Raw genomic sequence first — 16820 nt, forward strand, 5'->3', positions numbered from 1 at the left:
ACAGGAAGGCGATGTTCTAAAGAGTCGGTTATCGTCCCCCGAATAGCGCTCAAACGGAGGGCGATGTTCTAAAGAATCGGTTATCGTCTCCCCAATGGCGCTCAAACGGAGGGCGATGTTCTAAAGAATCGGTTATCGTCTCCCGAATAGCGCTCAAACGGAAGGCGATGTTCTAAAGAATCGGTTATCGTCTCCCGAATAGCGCTCAAACGGAGGGCGATGTTCTAAAGAGTCGGTTATCGTCTGCCCGCCCCCAGCTGTCCGCTTCGTTCTTCCTCCGCTTCGTCTCCACATTTCGCCATGGCATAGGCGCCCATGTGCCAAAATTCACATTGTGTCAAAGCGGTGAACAAACTATTGCGAATTTTCAACGTTTCGTTGTCGCCTTTGTTAACTGTGAGGAAAGTCGCTGAGCTTTCTGATATGTTGAGGTCAGCGACGAAGAAATCGTCCGTTACAACGAAATGAAGCGGTAGCAGCAAGAGGATGGGGGAGATGGAAATGTTGAAAGGGCTGCGGAGGCTGACGGTCGCGCTGTCGCTCGCCGCGACGGCAGTCTTGCTCGGCGGGTGCGCCGATAAGGTGGTCGTGCTGAATCCGAAGGGCGAGATCGGACAGCACCAATTGGACCTGATTATTTTGTCTACGGCGCTCTGTCTGATCGTTATCGTGCCGGTGCTGATCTTGACGTTCTACTTGGCTTGGAAGTATCGTCACAAGCCGAACGGGAAGGCGAAATACGACCCAACCTGGGAACATAGCACGAAGCTGGAAGCGATCTGGTGGGGGATACCGATCATCATCATCGCCATCCTCGGTACGATTACCGTTAAATATACGCATATGCTGGAACCGTCCAGGCCGCTCGAGCACGAAGCGAAGCCGGTCGTGATCCAAGTAACTTCGCTCGATTGGAAATGGTTGTTCATGTATCCGGAGCAGGGCATCGCGTCGGTGAATTACCTCGAATTTCCCGAGAACGTGCCGGTCCGCTTCGAGCTCACCTCGGACGCGCCGATGAACTCTTTCTGGATTCCGCAGCTTGGCGGTCAGATCTATACGATGTCCGGAATGGCGATGAAGCTCCATCTGATCGCGGACGAACCGGGCTCGTACATGGGGATGGGCGCCAACTTCAGCGGCAGGGACTTCGGCAAGATGAATTTCACGGCGAAGGCGACTTCGCAGGAGGAGTTCGAGGCTTGGGTCGAGCAAGTGAAGCAATCGTCCCCTGAGCTGACGACGGACGGGTACGTTCAGTTGGCGAAGCCGGGCGTGTCGGATGTGCAAACCTTCTCTTCGATTCCGGAAGGCTTGTTCGAGAAGATCGTAACCAAGTACAGCAGCTCGCACAATCATGGATCGGACTCGGCCAAGAGTGACTGAACCGACAAGCTATGAAACAAGGGAAAGAAGGTGCCGACATGTGGGATAATATAAAGGAGTTCGCCTCCGAGTTTTTCGTCACGGGCGATCCGCTGATCTACGGCGCGGACGTCGCCATCGTGCTCACGATGATCGCGATCGTGACGGCTCTCACTTATTTCAAAAAATGGACGTGGCTGTGGAAGGAATGGCTGACGACCGTCGATCATAAGAGAATCGGGATCATGTACGTCATCGCGGCGCTGATCATGCTGTTCCGCGGAGGAGTCGACGCACTGCTGATGCGCACGCAGCTCGCGATGCCGGAGCTGGAATTCTTGAACGCGGAGCACTATAACGCGATCTTTACGACCCATGGGGTCATCATGATTCTGTTCATGGCGATGCCGCTCATGTTCGGGTTGTTCAACCTCGTCGTTCCGCTCCAGATCGGGGCGAGAGACGTGGCGTATCCGTTCCTGAACTCGCTGAGCTTCTGGCTGTTCTTCTTCGGAGCGATGCTGTTCAACCTGTCGTTCGTCATCGGCGGCTCGCCGGATGCGGGGTGGCTGGCTTACCCGCCGCTATCGGGAACGCAATTCAGTCCGGGCGTCGGCCAGGACTTCTATATATGGGGGATACAGATTTCCGGGATCGGAAGCTTGATGACCGGGATCAACTTCATTGTCACGATTCTGAAAATGCGGGCGCCGGGCATGAAGCTGATGAAAATGCCGATGTTCTCGTGGTCGGTGCTGTCCAGCTGCTTGACGATCATTCTCGCGTTCCCGATCTTGACGGTCACGCTGTTCCTGCTGTTCATCGACCGCTATCTCGGCGCGCACTTCTTCACGCTGGACGGCGGCGGCAACCCGATGATGTACATCAATCTGATCTGGATGTGGGGTCACCCCGAAGTGTACATCGTCGTTCTGCCGGCCTTCGGGATTTTCTCCGAGGTGGTCGCGACCTTTTCCAAGAAGAGGCTGTTCGGCTACAAATCGATGGTGTTCGCTCTCATGAGCATCAGCGTCGCTTCGTTCTTCACCTGGGCGCACCACTTCTTCACGATGGGCTCGGGCGCGAACGTCAACGCATTCTTCGCGGTCACGACGATGATCATTGCGATTCCGACCGGGGTCAAGGTGTTCAACTGGCTGTTCACGATGTATCGAGGGCGGCTGTCGTTCCCGACGCCGATGCTGTGGATGCTCGGTTTTATTCCGTGCTTCGTCGTCGGCGGGATGACCGGGGTGCTGCTCTCCGTCGCCCCGGCGGACTTCCAGTTCCACAACAGCTACTTCCTGATCGCCCACTTCCACCAGGTGCTGATCGGAGGCGTCGCGTTCGGATATTTCGCCGGCCTGTACTACTGGTGGCCGAAGGTGTTCGGCTTCAAGCTGAACGAGAAAATCGGCAAATGGGCATTCTGGTTCTGGAATATCGGCTTCTACGTCTGCTTCATGCCGCAGTACGTGCTCGGTCTGATGGGCATGACGCGCCGGGTCAGCAGCTACGGCTGGGACAGAGGCTGGTACGAGCTGAACCTGACGTCGACGATCGGCGGATTCCTGATGGGCATCGGCTTCCTGTTCCAGGTGTGGCAGATCCTGCACAGCATCAAGTTTATGGAGAAAGATACGACGGGCGATCCGTGGGACGGACGGACGCTCGAGTGGACCATCCCGTCGCCGGCTCCGGCGTACAACTTCGCCACGCTGCCGACGGTGCAGGAGAAAGACGACTTCTGGGAAGAGAAGCAGCGCATCGCCGCCGGAGGGGCTCCGCGGCCGAAGCCGCCGCTTGAACCGATCCATATGCCGAGAAACTCGGGAATCCCGATCATCATGTCGTTCTTCTTCTTCGTCGCCGGTTTCGGATTCGTCTGGGATTGGCTGTGGATGATCATTCCGGGGCTTGCCGGCGTGGCGGTATGCATGCTCGTTCACTCTTTTAACTACAATACGGATTATTATATCCCGGTTGAGGAAATCAAACGCACGGAAGCTGCGGCGGGGAGGGCTGTGTAATGGCCAAGTCGGGTAACCATATCGTCTCTGCTCCGTCGCACGGCGGCGGGCATGCCCACGAGGGGCATCACGACCTGGAAGGCATGCGCTTGATGGGATTCTGGATCTTCCTGATCACGGACTGCATTCTGTTCGGCACGCTGTTCGCGACTTACGTCGTGCTCAGCGGCAATACGGCGGGAGGACCTACCGGAGCCGAATTGTTCGAGATGCCGGGGGTGATCGCCGAGACGTTCATTCTGCTTACGAGCAGCTTCACGAGCGGGCTTGCGGTGCTGGCGATGAATCGGGGAGATCGCAAAGGGCTGATCTCCTGGCTCGCGGTCACGGTCGTGCTCGGCGCAGCGTTCATTACGCTGGAAGTGACGGAGTTCGTCACTCTAGTCCACGAAGGCGCGAAAATTTCGACGAGCGCCCACTGGTCCGGCTTCTATACGCTGGTCGGCACGCACGGACTGCACGTCTCGCTCGGACTTGTCTGGATGATCGCGATCATGATTCAGCTCGGGCGTCACGGTATCAACTCCGTTACGCGCCGCAAGGTCAACGTCATCAGCTTGTATTGGCACTTTCTCGACGTCGTCTGGATTTTCGTCTTCACGATCGTCTATCTGCTGGAGGTGATGTAAGATGGCGCAGCATACGAATCACGGCGCGCACGCTCATGGAGCGCATGACGATCATGGGGCCCACGAGTCTCACGGCTCGCTCAAGTCTTACGTCATCGGCTTCGTCCTGTCGATTGTTCTGACGATCATTCCCCTCGTCATCGTGCTGAACGGCTTGATGGAGAAGACGGCGGCGACGATCGTGCTTCTCGGCTCGGCGGTGCTGCAGTTCGTGGTGCAGCTGGTCTACTTCATGCATTTGAAGGAAGAGGGCAAGCCTCGCTGGAACTTGATGGTGCTCATCCTCGGTCTGATCATCGTGCTCACGATCGTGGCGGGCTCGATCTGGATCATGACTTACAATAAAGTGGCTTAGAAATAAGGAAAAAGGGACTTGCTGCGCGAGGAAGTGCGGCGAGTCCCTTTTTGTGGTATGGAGATTATGAGGTGCAGCGGGCGTACCGGTAATCGTTGGGACGGTCCGTGCGGGCGATGATGGTTAGTCGTCCGCCCGTCTTGGTCAGCGTGTAGCGGATCGTTTTGTTACCGGCGCCTCCGCCGGACAGAACCGCGCTGACGCGGATGCGGGACGCGTGCTGGCCGAGAATCTTCAGGCTTTCCACCTTGCGCGGGACCGGTTCGGGGGTATCGGAGAGCACGTACCTTCTCCCTTGGTAGTTGATCGGATCGAGGTTGCACAGCATGAAGCGGCTGAGCTGCTTGCTCCAGCAGCGGCCGAAGTAGTCCTCGATTTTCTGACGGGAGCTGAACCGGTCGGGCAGGCGTCTGTATTCGTCTCCGTTGAACTTGAACGATTGTCCGTCGGAAGCGGAGCTCCGGACGGCGAACCATTGCTCCTCGGCTTCGTTGATGAACGCGGTAAGCTGGCTGACGGTATAGGCGACAGCGGCATTCGGCATATCGGCATCCCCCTCCATGACAGCGTATGAGGCTGGCGGAGCTAGCGCGAGGGTGGTTGTCCGGAGGGTAAATGACGATTATTCGGATTAGCGGCGCGAAGGGCGGTTACGGCGCCGGTAAAATCCGACCTCGGGAAGTCGGTAAAGCCGATTGGGGCGGCTCTTGGACCAAGATGTATAGTCAATGATCGCCCTGTTATCTTGACGATCGACGAAAGGCTGCGTGAAGTGTTCCTTCAATTGAACGAAATATGAGGCGGAAACGGCGGAGCGTGCGAGGTTGCGGAGAGGAAGGCGGATGGTCCGCTCCCATCGTTGAAAGGAACTGGGGGGGGCGGGATAGTTTTGGGCGGAGAATCCGCGCTAATTTTGTCGAATGGGGAAGATAAGCAGAAATAGAGCGGGAAATCCGCTTTAATTTCTCTAAAACAGGATAATCGTGGATATAGAGCGAGAAATCCGCTTTAAATTGCCCGAGAAAGGTGCGGCAGCGAATTTAAAGAGGATTTTCCGCTTAAAATCTACAGGGCGTGTATGCTTACTCGACACGTCGGGGTCGTAGTCCATGATGAGTTTTTTCAGCTTGCGACTGATGGCGTGTCCTTGCTGGATCGTATAGTCGTGGGGAATGCCCACTTCGAACGCCGACGATAATGTAGTGCCCGTGCTCGCGGGCCCGCCCCCGCTCGATTCGCTTCACGTGATCGTCCGTTCTCAGCAGCGCTGCGTATTTCACCAGCTTCTCAGGGCTTTCGTTGTGTTCCCTCAGATTGTCTACGGATTCGCGCCACCTCTCGACTGCGAGCTTGAGAACGAGCAGAGAACCGACGATGTTCGCGCGCCTCTCCCGGCGCGAGTTTATGGCGCCAAAGGCGCCGTGCGTCAGAGCGCAGCAGGATGGCGCCGGCGATCGGGTCTCCGTATGCGGACCATCCCCAAGGAAATCTCTCCCCAGCAGCCCCGGTGCGATGCCGACGACTGCAACGAGCGAGGCGTAGACGTCGGCAAGATGGTCGAAGGCGGTGGCGAGTACGCTCATTCTGTTCTTCTCCTACACATAAATTACTTATAAAGTAATAGGTATGTTAACTATAAATAAATATTCAGCCTTATATGTAACTATTATTGACATAAATATGCCGGAGGAATATGATTACTGTAAAAACCCGATGGGGAGAAGGAGCCGCTGAGCATGGGGATAACGAACAAAACGCCGGTACCTTCGCTCTCTTCCCTGTACTACAACGAGATGTACGACGGATCGCAAGTTCGTCCGCACTACGGCAAGGTTCACGAGTCGATCTCGCGAATGACGCCCCAGGAACGCGTTGCCAGGCAGACGAAGATGAACGGAAGGCTGCTCGAGGAAGGCATTACGTTTACGCTGTCGGGAGCGGGACAGCCGGAGGCGCTGGAGCGGACGATTCCTTTCGATCTGATCCCCCGAATTATTCCGATGGAGGAATGGGAGACGATCGAACAGGGGACGAAGCAGCGGGTGAGGGCGCTGAACGCTTTCCTCGCGGATATCTATCATGAACAATGCATTCTGAAAGACGGGCTCGTGCCGCGCCGGATGGTGATGGGCAATCGCTACTTCCGTACGGAGATGATGCGTCTCGCGGCGCCCGGAGGAACATACGTGACGGCCTCGGGCATCGATCTGATCCGCGACGAGAAGGGCGCTTATTACGTTCTGGAGGACAATCTCCGTTCCCCGTCCGGCTTCTCCTACGTGTTCAAGAGCCGCTCGATCCTGACGCATGATTTTCCCGAGTTGATGTTCTCCCATCCCGTACGCGGCATTGATCGTTTCCTGCAGGAATTCAGGTCTTCCTTGCGCAATCTCTCTCCTGTCGACAAAGCCGAGCCCGTCGTCGCCCTGCTGACCCCGGGAAGCTACAATTCCGCGTATTTCGAACACGTCTTCCTGGCGCAGCAGATGGGAATCGAACTGGTCGAAGGCCGGGACCTCGTCTGCAAGGATCATAAAATCTATATTCGCAGCCTGTCGGGGCTGAAGCAGGTCGATGTGCTGTACCGGCGCATCGACGACGACTATCTCGATCCGCTGGCGTTTCGCCCGGATTCCGTGCTGGGCGTGGCCGGGCTGATGAACGCTTACCGCTACGGCAACATTACGATCGCCAACGCTCCCGGGACGGGCGTTGCGGACGACAAGGCCATCTATACGTTCGTGCCGGAGATGATCCGCTACTATTTGAACGAGCGTCCCATTCTGAGCAACGTGCCGACTTATCTGATGAGCCGTCCGGACGAGAGGGAGCATGTGCTGGGCCGTCTGGAGGAAATGGTCGTCAAGGAAACTTCGCTGTCGGGCGGATACGGCATGTTGGTCGGTCCTGCCTCAACGGAGCGGGAGCGGGAGCTGTTCGCCGCGAAAATCCGGGAAAATCCCGACAATTACATCGCCCAGCCGACGATCAAGCTGTCTACCTCGCCGATCAATCTGGACGGGCGCATCGCGCATCGGCATATCGATCTGCGGGTGTTCGCCGTCGCGGACGGGGCGAGCGTCCGCGTGCTGCCGGGAGGGCTGACGAGGGTGGCGATGCAAGAAGGCTCGCTCGTCGTCAATTCGTCCCAGGGCGGAGGCGTCAAGGATACTTGGGTGCTGTCTCGATAATTCGTCCATAAGGAGAGGGTCTCTATGTTGGATCGGATCGCGGAATGCCTGTTCTGGATCGGGCGCTACACCGAACGGGCGGAAAATCACGCCAGGCTGCTCGACGTCTACTATCACTTGCGCGAGGAGGACGGCGAAGAGGCCGAGGCGACGTGGAAAAGAATCGCGGAAGCGATTGGAGATTGCGCGCTGTACGAAGAGCGGTACGACGCGTACCGGGAGAATGACGTGCTGTTCTTCCTGACGCTCGATTGGACGCAGCCGAATTCGATTCTGTCCTGCGTGACGCAGGCGCGCAACAATCTGAAGAAGATCCGGGAGCAGCTGCCTGCCGAGCTGTGGAACCTGTTGAACGGTTTCTACTTGTGGTTGAAGAACATGCGCGTGGAGGAGATCGTGCAGATGTCGCCTCACGGTTTCTTTCAGGGATTGAAGGAGCGGCTGGCCGCGTTCCAAGGGACGGCCGTGTCCATCGCGCTGAGAGACGAATCGTGGCATATGCTTGAAAGCGGGCGCTATCTGGAGCGGTCGGAGAACGTCGTGCGGCTTCTTCAATCCGTCGGCAGAATCGCGCCGGAGCAGCGGAAGGGAGCTTTCGCCTATACGGTCGCGCTGCTCAAGTCGGTCGGAGGCTACGAAGCGTTCCGCCGTCTGGGTCAAGACGATCTTACGCTGGAGGGGGTATCGAGATTCCTCGTGCTTCAGGAGGCTTTTCCGCGTTCGGCGCATTTCTCGCTGGCCGCGTTCGAGCGTCATCTGAAGGACATGAGGCGGGAATCCGACAAATCGGGCTCGGCTCTTGAGCGGACTATCCGGCTTGCGGGCAAGGCGCGGTCGGAGCTCGGCTGGCTCGACCGCGACGACATTACGCTCGATACGCTGAATTCCGTGCTGCAGCAGCTGCTGGCGACGAATCGCCAGTTGGGCGAGGCGGTTGCGGGCACCTTTTTTTCCCCTGGACGGGAGGTTACGGCATGAGACTCGAAATTTGCCACGTCACGAAATACCGCTACGATTCGCCGGTGACGGACAGTGTCAATGAAATTCGCCTGACTCCCCGGACCGACGAGCGGCAGGCGTGCTATCAGCACCGGCTTGTGGTCGAGCCTAACGTTCAGCTGCAGTCTTATGAGGATTTCTTCGGGAATCGGGTTCATTCGTTTACGGCCAACGCGCCGCATTCGGAGCTGGTCATCACGGCCCATTCGACGGTGGTAACGCGGGACCGGGACGTACTGTGGAAGGCCGCCTGGGGGCCGGAGGAATCGTGGCATCGGGTGAGAAGTCTAGAGTTCGTCGACGCGAACGCGGAATATTTGCTTCCCACGGAGTACGCGTCTTTCCATTCTTCGGTGGAGGCGTATGCCGCCAGGATCGGGGGAGAAGAGGAGGGCGTCTTCGGCTTCGTGCGGCGCGCGGCGAACGCGATCTTCGGAGATTTTCAGTACAAGCCGCTGTCGACCGGGGTGCATACGAAGGCGGAGGAGTTGATTGAGATCGGCTCCGGCGTATGCCAGGATTTCGCGCATTTGCTGATCGCGGTGTGCCGTCTGAAAGGGGTGCCGGCGCGTTATGTGAGCGGGTACCATTTCGTCGGGGATTTGCAGGGGCGGGACGCGGATTTCGAACAGGCTTCGCATGCCTGGGTCGAGGCGTATGTGCCCGGAGTCGGCTGGCAGGGCATCGATCCGACGAACGACAATCTGGTCGATTGGCGCTACGTCAAGCTCGGGCATGGACGCGATTACCCCGACATCGTCCCGGTCAAAGGGATCTATCGAGGCACGTCCGGCCAGTCGCTGCATGTCACGGTGGACGTTCAGCTGGCGGAGACGGGGTAAGCGGAGAGGTGCGAGCGGTTGACGGTGTGGTGGGGCCGTAAGTGAAGGGAGTGGGCTTGGAGCGGGCGGTAATGGACGTCGTCCTTCCCGCTGGCAAGCCAATCGCCGTAAAGCGATCCTTTCAGCCTGATCACAGAGCAAGCCCGTTCAACCGGAGACGGGGCGGTTAGCCCCGCCGTCCGGTTGAACGGGCTTGCGTGAACCGGCTTACGGTTCCGGAATGTACTTTTCGGTGCCGTCCTGCTGCTTCTCGTAGGAATGGTCCATGGATGCTTCCTGTATATAGCCGTATGCCCAGTGGGCTTGCGTGACGTCCGGCCATTGCTGCGGCGCTCCGATCAGCGGCCCGCGGCCCAGCAGCCTGCCTATCATCGTGACCGCCTCGGCGCGGGTCAGCTTCGAATTCGGGCGGAACGTGCCGTCTTCATACCCGTATACGATACCTGCCGCATTCGCTTGCTCGATGACGGCTTGCGCCCAGCTTCCTTCGGTATCGGTAAATCCCGCGCTTGCGCCCGTTGCACCGGGCAGCAGCGGGGCGATCGCGCTCGCCATCTCCGCCCGCGTGATCGGTGCGTCCGGCTTGAAGCTGCCGTCGGGATATCCGATCATGAGGCTCATGCCGGAGGCGCGGTCGATGTACTTCTTGGCCCAATGTCCATCCCCGACGTCCGGGAAATCTCCAGGCGCCGCATTCTCATCCCGGTCGAACACCCTGACCAGCATCGCAGCGAGCTCCGCGCGGGTTACGTTCCGGTCCGGAGAGAACGTTCCGTCGGCATAACCGAACAGAAACGCTTGATGCTCCGGATTTATCCAACGGACGACGGTAAACGTGCCCGTCTTGCCGGCGGAGACGGGAAAGCGGATCCCCAGCCGATCTTCGCCGTCAAAGGGAACGATGCTTCCTCTCGCCAGCTCCTTCGTACCGTCGTCATACAACGCGAAGACCGCGACTTTCTTCAGCTGTTTGTCGCTGAGCGGCGTGCCGGTCAGCGGCAGAATCGCCTCGTATCCGCCGCCGGTCGCGTTCGATCCGATCGTCATCGGACGGCCGACGGTTTCCACCGTGCCGCCTCTCGCGGCTTCGCGTACGAGCGGATCCGTTGTTGCCAGCCTTTCGATCGATGCGAGGTTCTCATCCCGGGTCGGTTCGATGCGGAAACGAAGTCCGTCCGTGCCCTCTTTGAACGTTGTATCCGGAATGACGACACGCGCCCGCGTCGCGGAGATCTCCAACCGGATCTTGCTTTCGGACAGCAGATCGGCCGAAGCCTTCGGGAACGTCACGACCAGCTCGACGTCCCCGTTATCTTCGTCCGGTATGAGCATCTTCGCCAAATCGGAACCGAGCGCCTTGAGCTTGTCGATCGCTCGGGCCGCCTGCTCTTTCGTCAGTTCGACCGTCGCGTGCCGGCGTCCGTCGCTGGCGGACGAACGGACGATATAGGCATTCGATACGAGGGACCCGCCGTTGCCGTCAACGACTTGAATCGTGGACCGTCCGGAGTCGGAATCGGAGCCCGGCGTCGACGGAGACGATGAATTCGGAGCGCGCGGCGTCGCGCTCGCCTCGTTCGAAAATCCGCTGACTCCTACAGCGTTGTGCGCCTTCACCGCGAAATAATAAGTCGTACCGTTGGCAAGACCCGTCGCCGTGTAGGTCGCTCCCGTCACCGTAGTCAACGGCAAGGGGTCGTACGCACCGGATGCAGTGCCGATATAAAGGCTGTAATAGACGGCTGACGTGACGCTGTCCCAGGCCAAGGAGGCTTGGCCGTTTCCGGGAGAAGCCCTGAGATTGGCGGGAGCATGGGGAGGATTCAGACTCCACATGGCGTAGACGGTCACATCTCCGCTCACGACGGTCGTCTCGTCGAAGCCGGTTCCGCTGCCATTCGGCTGCGTATTCCAACCCGCGAACGCATAGCCGGTACGGGTCGGCGGCGCGGGGAGGGCCGCCACCGTCTCGCCGTCCGTCACGCTTAAGGTCGGGGGAGTCGCCTCCGTATCCCCGCCATTCTTATCGAACGCGACCGTGTGGGTAACCGCTTCAAGCTTTTTGATCTTGTGGTTGCCGCGGTCCGCCACAAACAGGTTCCCGTTATGATCGAGATCGATCCCGAGAGGGACGCGCAATTGCGCCGTCTTTGCCGGCCCGCCGTCACCGGAATCGCCGAAAGTGCCGGTCCCGGCAATCGTCGTAATGATGCCGGTCGGACTAATTTTCCGTATGACATGATTGCTGTTCTCCACCACGTACAGCGTTCCGTCGTCGTCTACGGTGAGTCCGATCGGGCTATCCATACGGGCCGCCGTCGCCGGACCTCCGTCGCCGGAATAGCCGGCAACTCCCGTCCCGGCCACCGTACTGATGTTCCCGGACGTATCTACTTTCCGCACTCGATTGTTATTGCGGTCCGCGATGTACAGATTCCCGCTATCGTCAAAGTCAATGGAATACGGAGTATTCAACTGCGCCGAAGTCGCCGGTCCGCCGTCGCCCGAGAAACCGGAAGCTCCCGTCCCGACTACCGTGGTGATGATGCCTGTCGTTTGATCCACTTTCCGAATGGTATGATTAAAAATTTCCGCGATATATAAATTGCCGGCGCTGTCCACGGCAACATCGACCGGATTGTTCAGCAGGGCCGCAGTCGCCGGTCCGCCGTCGCCGGCATAGCCCTGACCGCCCGTGCTCGAGCCGGCCACCGTGGTGATGATGCCGTTCGTATCCACCTTGCGTACGCGCTCGTAGCCGATTTCCGTTATGTACATATTCCCTGCGCTATCGAAGGTCACGCCCCCAGGGTATCGCAATGTAGCCGAAGTCGCCGGTCCGCCGTCCCCCGAAGGGATGCTCCAGTTCGCCTCGACCCCGGGCCTTCCGGCTGCCGTCGTGATGATGCCGGACGTATCCACCTTCCGGATCACATGATTATACGAATCCGCAAAATACAGATTTCCGGCTGCGTCTACGGCAACATGGTACACGATGTTGATTTGGGCCGAAGCTGCCAGCCCTCCGTCTCCGGAGAAGCCCGGTGCGCCTGTCCCGGCGATCGTGTCGATCGTATAGTTCTCCGCCGCATAAGCTCGGCTCCCCCAGTCGGCCGGCAGCAGGAGGGCCATGCCGTTCATCAACAGGATTGCCAACGCGATATGGAGCAGCTTGGCTGCTCGTCCCTTCCGTGATTGCACATTGGCTCTGCTCATCATTTTCCTCCAACAGTCGATTTATGATTAAACGCACATTTTTTATTATTATGCTGGGCAAACAAGGCTTCAATGAGCAAAAATGGCAGATGTGTCGGTTAACGAACATATCAGATCAATGTGTCGGGTAAAATTTTGAAATAAGTCGGGGGATTCGGATGCGCGGGCACACGGCCGATCTGCATAGGCATTACGACTTGGGCCGGAATCAACCGCGACACGTTCTGCGCTCGCGATCAGGACAATCCATGTTTCTGTAGAGAGAGGCGAAATGGCGGTTTAATGTTCGGGAAAATAATGAATTTCGGATGGATGTTTGTCCGAAAGTTGCGAATGGATGATTCATTCACGAATAATTGGGCGCAAAACAACTTGACGTGTACGGATTTATCGGTTAAGCTACGTAATGGAAAAAGAACAAAGCATGTGATGTTCATCCATTCGTATATCCTCGGCGATATGGGCCGGGGGTCTCTACCAGGAGCCTTAAATTCCTGACTACGAAGGATGTGGGATACCCACACCCTTCGGCGGTCGGGATTTTTTTATGCTGCGTTCGGACGGCTGGAAGGGAAAAACCGGGAGGAGAAGTTTACGAATGAGTTATGACGTCATTGTGGTGGGCGCCGGTCCGGCGGGAATTTTCGCATGTTACGAGTTGACGAGAAACGCTCCGCACCTGAAGGTGCTTCTGGTGGACAAAGGACATGAAATCAAGCGTCGCCACTGTCCGATACTTGAAAATAAAATCGAGCTATGTCCTCCGCCCGCGGGGAAAAAGGAATACGCGGGCTGCCTGCCCGCCTGTTCGATTACGGCCGGGTTCGGGGGAGCGGGCGCATACAGCGACGGCAAGTTCAACATTACGACGGAGTTCGGAGGTTGGCTGACCGACTATTTGCCCCATTCGCGGGTGCTGGATCTGATTCGCTACGTAGATGAGATCAATCTGGAGCATGGCGCGGCGACGAACGTGACCGACCCGACGACGGAAACCGTCCGGGATATCGAGCGCAGAGGGTATGCTGCCGGTCTTAAGCTGCTGCGGGCGCAAGTTCGCCACCTGGGAACGGAGCAGAACCTGGAGATTCTGAAATCGATCTACGACTATTTGGACAGCCGGATCGAGATGCGGTTCAAGACGGAGGTCGCCGATCTTCTGACGGTGAAGGAGGACGGCAAGCACCGGGCTCGGGGCATCGTGCTGAAGAACGGGGAAGAGATCGAAGCGGGAACGGTCGTTATCGCTCCGGGAAGGGACGGCTCCGGCTGGCTGGCCGACGTGCTGAAGAAACGGCGGCTGGCGATGGTGAACAACCAGGTGGACGTAGGAGTGCGAGTGGAGACGTCGGACGTGGTCATGAGGGAAATCAACGAGCATCTGTACGAGGGCAAATTCGTGTTCAATACGTCCGTGGGCACGCGGGTGCGGACGTTCTGCAGCAATCCCTCGGGACACGTCGTCGTGGAAAACCACAGCGGCGTCATGGCGGCGAACGGTCACGCGTTCAAGGACCCGGCGCTCGGCTCGGCGAATACGAACTTCGCGCTGCTCGTCTCGCATAAGTTCACCGAGCCGTTCGATAAGCCGAACGAGTACGCGCGGGAAATTTGCAAACGCGCCAACGATTTGTCGAGCGGCGGGGTCATCGTGCAGAAGTTCGGAGACATTATGCGCGGACGGCGGTCGACGGGGAGCCGGATCAAGGAGGGCTTCATCGAGCCGACTTTGCACGAAGCGGTGCCGGGAGACTTGGGCCTCGTGCTTCCGTACAACACGATGAAGTCTCTGATCGAGATGGTGGAAGCGCTGGATAAGGTGACGCCGGGCATCGCCTCGGAACATACGTTGTTCTACGGGGTGGAGGCCAAGTTCTACTCGGCACGCCCGAAGTTGAGCGAGACGCTCGAGACGGAGATCGCCGGCCTCTACTGCGGCGGCGACGGCGCAGGCGTGACGCGCGGCCTGGCTCAAGCCGGGGCGGCCGGCGTCTGGATCGCTCGGGCGATTTCGGAGCGGTTGGCGGGGTAGGCGCTAGCCGGGCGTGGCCAAGAAATGGCCTTGGCGCGGGCGGTGTGTCGGAGTTAAGACTGCGCCCTAGGCTACAGAGACCAGTATGTCAAAGCCGACAGAAGCACGGAGGCGATGAGCATGGCCGCAAGCGGACGGAGGGCGCGGCTGCGAAGATCGCGCAGGCTGACGTTCAGGCCCAGGCCGGCCATCGCCATACCGAGTAGCAGGGTGGTCGCATACGACAGTTCGTGCAGCCGAGGCTTGGGATCGGGGAGCAGAGCCGGCAACGCGTAGCTGCCGAACAGGCTGGCAGCGATGAAGCCGACGAGGAACCAGGGAAACTTGAAGCCGCCCCCGGCCGCCCGGTTCCGATCACAGGTCTTATCGCCGGACATAGCAGAGGCCTGATAGCCGGCCTCGTTGCCCGCCTGTCCATCCTCCTCGGCCTTCCAGTCCTGCTCGCTGTCCCAGCCGCCAGTCCGATCGCCGCCCCGAAGGCTGCGAAGCTTGGCCGCTCCCGCAATGGCGAGGCACACTGGCACGAGCAGGGCGACGCGGCACAGCTTGGCGAGCAGGCCGTCGGCCAAGGCGTCCGGTCCGCCGGGAGCGGCGGCCATGGCGACGTGCGCGATTTCGTGGAGCGTCAGGCCCGACCAGATGCCATAGCTTTCCGGAGAGAGCGGCAGCCAAGGCAGCATGAGCGTATAGGCCGTCGCGAATACGGTACCGATCACGGCAATCAGCCCGGCGCTGATTGCCGTGTCTTCGTCTTTGGAGCGGAGCAGCGGAGCTGCGGCCGCGATGGCAGCCGCGCCGCAGATGGCGGTTCCGATCGCCAGCAAGGCAATCCATTTGCGGTCGGCGCGGAGCAGGCGGCCGATCGCGAATACGGCGACGAGCGAGAAAGCGACTGACGCGCCGCTTCTCAGCAGAAGCGGCAAGCCCTGCCGCAGCAGTTCGACGATGTCGAGCTTGAGGCCGAACAGGACGATGGCGGCGCGAAGCAGCGTTCCGGAGGAGAAGCGGACTCCCGCGCCCAGGGCGTGCGGATAGCCGAAACGATGGCGGTAAGCGGCCGCCAGCAGCAGCGCGCAAGCAAGCGGGCCGAGCTTGGACGGGCCGGGAATGAGGGAGACGGCCCATCCGGCCAGCGCAAGCGACAGCGTAAGCAAGATGCCGGTCAGACGCGGATGATTCGACGAACAGGCAGTGACGGGGCGAATTGGGTTAGCGAGCATGAGGGCTGAGACCTCCGTTATCGGTTCTGTTGCTTTCAGCATACTCACGAATTTATAATAAGGAAAATTAATTATATTTATTTTATTATAAGTAAATACTTATGAATTGAGGTGGTAACAAACATGGAGCAATCCCTGTCGGTGTTCGTCGAAGTCGCCGAGACGCGGAATTTCTCCCGCGCGGCAGAGCGCCTGCACATGACTCAACCGGCGGTGAGTCAGCACATCCGGACGCTGGAGGAGCGGCTGAACGCTCAATTGCTCGTTCGCAGCAACAAGTCGGTCGCGTTGACGAAAGCCGGAGAAATCGTCCTTCATCATGCCAGGGAAATCGGAGAGTTGCACCGTCGGATGAACGAAATGGTCGGCGAGCTGATCGGCCATGCCGGAGGGCCGTTATCGATAGGGGCGAGCTACACGTTCGGAGAATACGTGCTTCCGCGCACGCTGGCGAAGCTGCACGAGAATTACCCGGATATTCGGCCAAGCGTCATGATCGGCAATACGGCGGACATCGCGGAAAAGGTGCGGACTCGCGCATTGGACGTCGGAATCGTAGAGGGAGAAGAGATTGGATCGGGGCTCAATGCGGAGAGGTTGGCGGAGGACGAGATGTTCGTCGCGGCGGCCGCGAGCCACCCGCTGGCGAATCTTCCCCGGGTCGAGCCGGCGCTGCTGGAGCGGGAAACCTGGCTCGTCCGCGAAAGAGGCTCGGGAACCCGGGCGGCCGCGGACAACCTGTTCGCTGCGCTGGGTATCCAGCCCGTCCGGCTGATGGAGCTCGGCAGCACGCAATCGATCAAGGAGACGGTAGAAGCCGGGCTCGGCATCTCTCTGCTGTCGCGCTGGGCGCTGCGCAAAGAGCTCGGGCTCGGCTCCTTGAAGCCGCTCCGCGCCGAAGGGCTTCCCTTCAGGCGGAGCTTCCATATTCTGTCCCGTCG

Annotated in this window: 13 protein-coding genes and 1 riboswitch; of the genes, 9 read left to right on the forward strand and 4 right to left on the reverse strand. The window is 59.0% G+C overall.

Features of this window, described 5'->3' with window-relative positions; translation table 11 throughout:
• The first annotated feature begins 501 nt into the window (after positions 1-501).
• Genes cyoA through cyoD form a run of 4 tightly spaced genes read left to right on the forward strand, consistent with a single transcriptional unit; the run spans position 502 to position 4379 of the window.
• Positions 502-1386, forward strand: coding sequence for a ubiquinol oxidase subunit II (cyoA, locus tag ACESLM_RS28035; RefSeq protein WP_372637391.1), 885 nt, complete (start codon positions 502-504; stop codon positions 1384-1386).
• Positions 1387-1424: 38 nt separating this feature from the next.
• On the forward strand, positions 1425-3395 hold the full coding sequence (locus ACESLM_RS28040; RefSeq protein ID WP_372637361.1) for a cbb3-type cytochrome c oxidase subunit I: 1971 nt from the start codon (positions 1425-1427) through the stop codon (positions 3393-3395).
• A complete protein-coding gene (gene cyoC, locus ACESLM_RS28045; RefSeq protein WP_372637363.1) occupies positions 3395-4024 on the forward strand; it encodes a cytochrome o ubiquinol oxidase subunit III in 630 nt (209 codons plus the stop codon). Before ACESLM_RS28040 ends, cyoC begins: the two co-directional genes overlap by 1 nt.
• Before the next feature lies 1 nt (position 4025).
• On the forward strand, positions 4026-4379 hold the full coding sequence (gene cyoD / locus ACESLM_RS28050; protein ID WP_372637366.1) for a cytochrome o ubiquinol oxidase subunit IV: 354 nt from the start codon (positions 4026-4028) through the stop codon (positions 4377-4379).
• Positions 4380-4443: 64 nt separating this feature from the next.
• Here the strand turns inward: cyoD and ACESLM_RS28055 are convergent, their stop codons facing one another.
• Together ACESLM_RS28055 and ACESLM_RS28060 are read right to left on the reverse strand one after the other, a co-directional pair.
• The gene (locus ACESLM_RS28055) at positions 4444-4923 is read right to left on the reverse strand and encodes a DL-endopeptidase inhibitor IseA family protein (protein ID WP_372637369.1); all 480 of its coding nucleotides are present in this window, start codon (positions 4921-4923) and stop codon (positions 4444-4446) included.
• A gap of 538 nt (positions 4924-5461) precedes the next feature.
• The gene (locus ACESLM_RS28060; RefSeq protein ID WP_372637371.1) at positions 5462-5962 is read right to left on the reverse strand and encodes a cation diffusion facilitator family transporter; all 501 of its coding nucleotides are present in this window, start codon (positions 5960-5962) and stop codon (positions 5462-5464) included.
• A gap of 153 nt (positions 5963-6115) precedes the next feature.
• Between ACESLM_RS28060 and ACESLM_RS28065 the strand changes: the two genes are divergently transcribed.
• From ACESLM_RS28065 to ACESLM_RS28075, 3 genes are read left to right on the forward strand one after another with little or no spacing between them, the layout of a single operon-like run.
• Positions 6116-7570: a circularly permuted type 2 ATP-grasp protein gene (locus ACESLM_RS28065; RefSeq protein ID WP_372637374.1), complete on the forward strand. Its 1455-nt coding sequence runs from the start codon at positions 6116-6118 to the stop codon at positions 7568-7570.
• Between the two features lie 24 nt (positions 7571-7594).
• The gene (locus tag ACESLM_RS28070) at positions 7595-8548 is read left to right on the forward strand and encodes an alpha-E domain-containing protein (protein ID WP_372637376.1); all 954 of its coding nucleotides are present in this window, start codon (positions 7595-7597) and stop codon (positions 8546-8548) included.
• The gene (locus ACESLM_RS28075; RefSeq protein WP_372637379.1) at positions 8545-9411 is read left to right on the forward strand and encodes a transglutaminase family protein; all 867 of its coding nucleotides are present in this window, start codon (positions 8545-8547) and stop codon (positions 9409-9411) included. The genes ACESLM_RS28070 and ACESLM_RS28075 overlap by 4 nt, the downstream gene beginning before the upstream one ends.
• 207 nt (positions 9412-9618) lie before the next feature.
• On the opposite strand, the gene ACESLM_RS28080 is transcribed toward ACESLM_RS28075, so the two are convergent.
• Positions 9619-12627 (reverse strand): NHL domain-containing protein, encoded by a 3009-nt coding sequence (locus ACESLM_RS28080; protein ID WP_372637381.1) that lies wholly within the window; start codon positions 12625-12627, stop codon positions 9619-9621.
• A gap of 421 nt (positions 12628-13048) precedes the next feature.
• Positions 13049-13148, forward strand: a riboswitch (purine riboswitch).
• A gap of 77 nt (positions 13149-13225) precedes the next feature.
• Here ACESLM_RS28080 and ACESLM_RS28085 point away from each other — a divergent pair.
• Positions 13226-14659: an NAD(P)/FAD-dependent oxidoreductase gene (locus tag ACESLM_RS28085; protein ID WP_372637383.1), complete on the forward strand. Its 1434-nt coding sequence runs from the start codon at positions 13226-13228 to the stop codon at positions 14657-14659.
• A 71-nt stretch (positions 14660-14730) separates the two neighbouring features.
• On the opposite strand, the gene ACESLM_RS28090 is transcribed toward ACESLM_RS28085, so the two are convergent.
• Positions 14731-15879, reverse strand: coding sequence for a YeiH family protein (locus ACESLM_RS28090; protein WP_372637386.1), 1149 nt, complete (start codon positions 15877-15879; stop codon positions 14731-14733).
• A 123-nt stretch (positions 15880-16002) separates the two neighbouring features.
• Between ACESLM_RS28090 and ACESLM_RS28095 the strand changes: the two genes are divergently transcribed.
• The coding region (locus ACESLM_RS28095) for a LysR family transcriptional regulator (protein ID WP_372637388.1) at positions 16003-16820 on the forward strand (818 nt) is incomplete at its 3' end.

Origin of the sequence: Cohnella sp. (assembly GCF_041641335.1) — a bacterium.
In the GTDB taxonomy this organism is placed as follows: Bacteria; Bacillota; Bacilli; order Paenibacillales; family Paenibacillaceae; genus Cohnella.

Bases quoted from the DNA above. Each gene is read 5' to 3' on its own strand.
- cyoD (WP_372637366.1), top strand. From the start codon at position 4,026: ATGGCGCAGCATACGAATCACGGCGCGCACGCTCATGGAGCGCATGAC.
- cyoA (WP_372637391.1), top strand. From the start codon at position 502: ATGTTGAAAGGGCTGCGGAGGCTGACGGTCGCGCTGTCGCTCGCCGCG.
- ACESLM_RS28070 (WP_372637376.1), top strand. From the start codon at position 7,595: ATGTTGGATCGGATCGCGGAATGCCTGTTCTGGATCGGGCGCTACACC.
- ACESLM_RS28065 (WP_372637374.1), top strand. From the start codon at position 6,116: ATGGGGATAACGAACAAAACGCCGGTACCTTCGCTCTCTTCCCTGTAC.
- cyoC (WP_372637363.1), top strand. From the start codon at position 3,395: ATGGCCAAGTCGGGTAACCATATCGTCTCTGCTCCGTCGCACGGCGGC.
- ACESLM_RS28060 (WP_372637371.1), bottom strand. From the start codon at position 5,962: ATGAGCGTACTCGCCACCGCCTTCGACCATCTTGCCGACGTCTACGCC.
- ACESLM_RS28085 (WP_372637383.1), top strand. From the start codon at position 13,226: ATGAGTTATGACGTCATTGTGGTGGGCGCCGGTCCGGCGGGAATTTTC.
- ACESLM_RS28075 (WP_372637379.1), top strand. From the start codon at position 8,545: ATGAGACTCGAAATTTGCCACGTCACGAAATACCGCTACGATTCGCCG.
- ACESLM_RS28040 (WP_372637361.1), top strand. From the start codon at position 1,425: ATGTGGGATAATATAAAGGAGTTCGCCTCCGAGTTTTTCGTCACGGGC.
- ACESLM_RS28080 (WP_372637381.1), bottom strand. From the start codon at position 12,627: ATGAGCAGAGCCAATGTGCAATCACGGAAGGGACGAGCAGCCAAGCTG.
- ACESLM_RS28055 (WP_372637369.1), bottom strand. From the start codon at position 4,923: ATGCCGAATGCCGCTGTCGCCTATACCGTCAGCCAGCTTACCGCGTTC.
- ACESLM_RS28090 (WP_372637386.1), bottom strand. From the start codon at position 15,879: ATGCTCGCTAACCCAATTCGCCCCGTCACTGCCTGTTCGTCGAATCAT.